General features: G+C 37.3%; 1 protein-coding gene. It reads left to right on the top strand.

All coding sequences use genetic code 11. The features are described 5' to 3' along the window. On the top strand, positions 1-6,796 hold a 6,796-nt coding region (locus ACGLXV_RS25350), incomplete at both ends, for a leucine-rich repeat domain-containing protein (protein WP_391560807.1).

Here is a 6,796-nt window from a genome sequence, read left to right as displayed (position 1 = left end):
AATTGTTGTGAGCCCGTTTTCTTCACAAACCGCGAAAGCAAGTATGATGCTTTCGGATGCTGAGGCAGTTCAGGTGAATAACACCATCCGAATTTCTTGGCACACCGACGATTTTATCGGTGAGGATTTTGTGGATTTTAAGCTTATTAAGAATGGTGAATCGTTTAAAATTGAACCTGTTGTTGTTCAAGAACAGGGTTCACCAGAAGACAGTGTCTTTATAACGGATTATTCTTATATTGATGCAGATATCAACAAAAGCACGCAATATACATATCAAATTGTAGGAATCACGAGTTCAGGTGAGGAATATTCAAGTGCTGAATTATCGTTAATGACTAGCGATTTTGAGGATGTTGATGCACCGAAAGTTAGTTCGGTTGAATTGATGATTGGTGGAAAAGCCATTCCTGCTGTCCAAACAGCAGAGAATGAATATTCTGCTTCTATTAAAGGACTGCAGGATACGGACATGTTTACTGATATTAGTATCAACGCTTCTGCAGATGCAGCAAATGCGACATTTTCTTTCCTAATGAATTCTAAAACATTTGATTTTACTAACGGTCTTGCTACTGCGAATATTAGTGAGATTCTTGGAGAGCTTGACTCTCAACAGGACGGTGTATCCGTTGGTAAATTAAAAGAACAAATGAGCCTTTATGGAGGTAAGATTTCAGGAGCTATTGTCGACTACTCTGGCAACGAAAGTGAGATTGTTCTTCAAGTAACGGAAGAAGAGGTTACTGAGGTAATTGTCGAAGAGCCAGCAACAGAGCAACCAGTTCCCAGTGAGCAAGATAACCAAGAAGAAGTAGGAGAAACTTCAGGTCAAGTCATTGATTATATGGTTATTGATATCAGTGGGATAGGCGTTCAACCAATGGAAACGGGAGATAATCAGTTTACGCTGAATATGGAACACTTCCTGGATCCTGCGTTTACGATCGGATCTGCATTGGAAAATGACGACTCATTGGTTAACGATTTTACATTGTTCTCTTCTGGAAATCCTTCTGAAGCTTTGATTTCTTATAATGGATCAACACATTCTGTTGCTTTTGCGGATGGAGTTGGAAGTCTATCGGTTAAAGAGCTACTTGGTATTTCTGAGAGTGGCGACTTAACTCTAGGGGAGTTTAAACAGTTTTTTGCTGATAACGGAGATGGAGATATTTCTATTACAGTAACTGAGCAATCAGGAGCTACAAAAGAAGTGACTTTATCAATCGTTGGGTCAGAGAATTTTAAAACAGTTGAAATTCCAGATGCTCAATTAGAAAGTGTCATTCGCAATCAATTGGGAACCTATGAAGGTGCTCTTACAGCAGCTAACTTAAAAGAGCTTGTGTACCTATATGCTCAAAGTGAAGGTATTACTGACCTAACTGGTTTAGAATATGCAACCAATCTTGAAGGGTTAGACGTAAGTGCGAATGACATTACTGATGTAAGTCCAATTGCGAGTTTAACTAATTTAACTTCATTAACTTTATGGGGTACGCAAATTTCAGATATTAGTGGTCTAAGTTCTTTAACTAATTTAACCTATTTAGATTTGGAAGATAATCACCAACTCGTGGATATCTCTCCAATCGAAAGTTTAGTCAACCTCGAAGCACTTCGATTAAGTTATAGTGCTGTAACCGATATTACGGTTGTAAGTTCGCTAAGTAACTTAAGAGAACTTCATCTATATGGTTTATCTTTAGATTTATCAGAGGGATCTCAGACTAGTATAACGATTAACGAGTTACAGTCTAGAGGTGTGTCCGTCTATTTTGATTGGATGCCTGAATACCCTGGATATGAGGAATACCTGTATCTTTATTATAACGATCAGGGAGTGACACATAACACGGTTGAATTTGGCTGGGATACATACGGGAATTTTGAATCGTATGAAATCTACCTAGATGGCAATCTAGTAGAAACTCTTTCAACAGATACAACAAATTATGTGCTTACTGGGTTACAACCTCGAACCTTGTATAATATTGAAATTAGAGGAAATCTAACAGATGGAAGAGTTGTTTCTTCCAATAGCGAAATTACTACTTCTTGGGCTCCGGAGGATTTACAAGAGGTGAAAATCCAAGCAGTAAATGAAAATGACGAGCCGCTAACTAATGGTTATGAATACTCTATTAGTGGTACAGATGAAACAAATCTTGATTTCTTCCAATATGGTTATGTGAATGGGGAAGGGTATTTACAGTCATGGGAATATGACACTCTTAATCTCCCAAATGGTCATTTTGATGTAATTATATATGACCCAGAGAACTATAATAATTCAACGGTTTATTCTATTGAGATTGTAGAGGGAGTTAATTACCTTGAGAATCCTATTTCATTAACGTTTAATGAGAGTGAGAACACTTCTGAGCCATTAAATGTAAAGGTAACAAGTGTAACAGAAGATTCGATGACTTTAGAATGGATAAATCAGTCTAATGTCTCTAGTTACGAGATATACGTTTATAGTGAAACAGATTACTATGAAGGGGGCTATGTTTCATTAGAGAATGGAACAACTTCCTATACCTTCACTAATCTTTCTCCAGACACTCGCTATCATGTACAGTTCAATGCTGAGTATTCTAGTGGTCTTTCGTATGGAGACTATCTTGTTGTAAAAACACTAGGTGGGGTAGTTGAAGGAGAAGAGGTAGTTTTTACTGATGAAAACTTAGAGAAAGTCATCCGTGAAACGTTAGGGATTTATTCTCGTAATCTAACGACAGCTGACTTAGAAGAATTAACGTACTTATATGCAGATAGCCAACAGATACAAGACTTAACGGGGTTAGAATATGCTGTAAACCTAACAGGATTATCCTTATATAATAACGAGATTGTTGATATCTCTCCTTTAAGTAACCTGACATCCTTAGAAAGTTTAGTGTTATGGAGAAATAATATCGTTGATGTTACACCTCTAAGTAACCTAACACAGTTAATGTATTTGGACTTAGACGATAATGATATTGTTGATGTAACTCCATTAATGTCATTAACAAATTTAAGAGACTTATGGTTACAAAACAATCCGATCGTTGATTATACGACAATCGAAGAGCTAATAGCAGCTGGTGTCAATGTTTATTATAATGGCCAAGTTTACGAAGAAGCACTATACGTTAACGTGGCGGATATAACGGAAAGCTCCGTTTCCATTGATTGGTCTATTTACAATCAATCTGAAGAGGTTGATTACTATGAAGTAAGAATTGGAGATTCAGTATTCGATGTAGGACAGGATACCCTTTCTTATGACTTTAGTGACCTAACACCGAATACGTATTATGAAATTCAGGTAGATGCTCATTATATTGATGGCCGAGTTCTTTCAGGCTACACATCCGTTTGGACAGAATATTCTACCGACCAATTAAAGGATGTAAATATTCATATCGTAAATGAAACTGAACAGTCTCTAGAGAACTATGAGTTTTCTATTGAAGGAATTGGTGAATCTAACAGTGGGATTTTTGAATATGGATTTATAAATGAAATTGGCCAATTTAAGAGTTTTTATAATGACGAACCATTTTCACTTCCTATTGGTCAATATGAAGTAATTTTATATGGTCCTCCTGGGGAGTTTAGTCACTACAGTACTTATCAGTTCGATGTGCTAGAAGGAATTGATTATATTACTGAACCAATTGAATTAATCTTTAATGGTTTTGATGGAGAGATTGAACCATCTCCTAGCTTAGGTATTGAAGTCGTAAATGTTAATGATACTTCAATTGAAATCGGCTGGAACCCTATTTCTGATGTTGTGGGATATTATGTATGTGTTAAAGAATACAATGAGCAAGACGATTCAAACACTTGCATTTCTGATGATTCCTTAGATTCGTCCGTTACTTCTTATGAATTTACTAATCTTGAGCCAGGAACAAGCTACTTGGTATCAGTTGAAGCGTCTTATACTGATTCAGGCTTTGGTGAAGGAATTGTTGTTCAAACAACAGGAGATTCTGAAGGGGAAGACCCAGGTCAAGATCCTGAAGAGGACCTTGGAGAAGTAGTTACTATCCCTGACGAAGCGTTAAAGAACGTCATTCGTGACACTTTATATGTTTATGATCGTGATCTTTACACGAGTGACTTAGAGCAATTAACAAGCTTGTCAGCAAGTTATCGGGAAATTACTGATCTAACAGGCTTAGAATCTGCTGTGAACTTAACGTATCTTGACGTAAGTTTTAATCAGATTAGTGATATAACTCCTTTACAGAATTTAACTAACTTAACTGACCTTATTCTTTGGAGCAATGAGATTACAGAAATCGGGTCATTAAGCTCACTAACGAATCTGACTTATTTAGACCTTGATACGAACAATATTACTGATGTAAGTCCACTTGCTGGTTTAACAAACCTAGATACATTATGGCTTGCGAATAACCCTGCGAGTGATATTAGTAGTTTAATAGACTTAACAAATTTAACTAACTTATACCTGTATGGCATGCCGTTGGATGTAAATGATTCAGCAACAATGAATACTATTGAAACCCTTCAAAATGCAGGGGTATATGTAAGTTATGACAGTCAAGTATATGAACCATCTATCTATGCTTATGTAGGCTCTATCTCTGATACCGCAATTGAAGTACAGTGGTGGTCAGAGGAAATGACTTCGAGCATTGATCACTTTAACCTATACCAAAATGGTGAAAAGGTCGATTCTGTAGATTCTAATGCCTACGTATATACATTTGAATCATTATCACCAAATACAGAATACGAATTTATGATTGAAGCGGTAAATTCCGATAATGAAGTTTTGGCTTCAGCTATTACGTATGCTGTAACAGAACGTGCACAAGCTGATATGGAAAGTGTGACATTTAAGGTTGTGGACTCTGAAGATGAATCGGTGCCTCAAAATCTTGAATATTCACTTCAAGGAACTGGGGAAAATAATCAGGACGTATACTTATATGGTTACACTGATGGAGAAGGTTTCTTACGTTCTTGGTATACACCAGGAAAAACGATATCTCTTCCAGCCGGTCAATATGAGCTTATTGTTTACGGAAATGGAACGTACCCATCTACAATCGAGACCATTGAAATTGTAGCTGGACAGGATTATATGAATAATCCGTATGAAATCGTATTAACGAAGTTCGAAAAAGAAACAAAGAATGTTGTAGTAAAAGTAACTGACCTAGAAGGTAATCCAGTAGACTCTATTGAGTATCTATCACTTTATAGCTATCCAGTGATGGAGGCATTTGGTTACCAAGATGGCCAATACTATTTATGGCAAGAGCAAAGTAATACTGGAGAATTCACAATTGAAAATGTCGTTGTGTCTGATCAATTCAAGTATCAATTGAATGTACAAGTACCAGGCTATATTACTTACAACAATGCTGAAGTTACAGTTGATTCCTCAACGGAAGTAATTGATGTAGTTGTAGACAAAGGTGTGTCCTTAACGGGAACAATTGTGGATGCAAATGGTAATCCACTATCTGGGGCTTACTTTAATGTATATGGTAACCAAACCTATGCATATGGTCAGTCAAATGCTCAAGGAGTTCAGTTAGACGGACTACATCAAGAGAACTTAACAGTAGATATCTCTATGCAAGGCTATCAAACTCAAACGTTAGATGTTGATGCAGAGGATTTTGTTGGTGGTACTTATGATTTAGGAGAAATCGTGTTACAGTCTGAAAAATATGTACACGGAAAAATCCTAAAAGAAAATGGTGAGCCAGCAAAGAATGTCTATGTGTACCTATATGCAGAAGGTAGTATATGGAGTCAAAACTGGGCAAGAACGGACGCGAATGGATACTTTAAGATTCGTAATGTAGCCGACGGAAGCTATGTTTTAAAGACGGATGCGTACAACCTGCCAAATGTAGAAGTACAAGACGTACAGCCTCAACCAGAGGAATATGTCATTACCCTTGTTGAAGAGGGTGAAGGAAGCTTTGTAGGAGAAGGAAATGGATTTACTGCTTCTAAGCAAACCGTTGTTCCAGGTAAATCATTAGATTACCGTTTCAACTACAAAAATAATGGAACAGCTACTGCTGAAAATGTGGAAGTTTCATTAAACCTTTCTTCTGATGTGGAACTATTAGAGGATTCTATCCTTCTAAATGGACAAGCTGTTACATTGGATCGTGGAAAAGTGGTTATTCCAAGTGTAGCGGCTGGAGAGTCAGGTACTATCACATTTAAAACGAATGTGAATGAAGCGGTGACTCAAACACTTGTTTCAAATGCAACAATCTCTCTAGATGAAAATCAGAATACGTTCACTGCAACAACGAATGTATTGTTTGTCACTCTAAACGCACCAGAAATTACTGCTTCATCTAAAATTAAGGTGTATGGAAATGCGAAATCAGGTGCTACAGTTGGAATTTATGACGGAGATATCCTATTAGCGCAGACAACAGTAGATAGCCGTTGGTGGTATGCAGATGTAACTCTACCTGTAACAGCAGGGGAAAATAGCTCGCATCAATTAGTTGCAAAAGTTACGGAGGGGGATCGTGTAACTTACTCTCAACCAGTAACGGTTTCATACGAGCCAAACATCCCAGAAGTAACTGATGTAAAAATTTCAGCTGGATGGAATCAAAACATTACCATTAACCCGAACACAGGTGTCGTAACCTCAGCAATTGTTGAGTACACGCCTATCGATGTGAAGGTTCAATTTAGTGGTGAGGTAGATTCAGCGAAAATTAGCTTCCTTGGTCAAGACTACGAACTCACTAAGGACGGAGACCATTATATTGGTGGAATT

It is taken from the genome of Robertmurraya sp., from assembly GCF_036676585.1.
Classification (GTDB): domain Bacteria; phylum Bacillota; class Bacilli; order Bacillales; family Cytobacillaceae; genus Robertmurraya_A.
The sequence above is the reverse complement of the archived record's forward strand: the minus strand, read 5'-3'. Positions and strand labels throughout refer to the sequence as shown.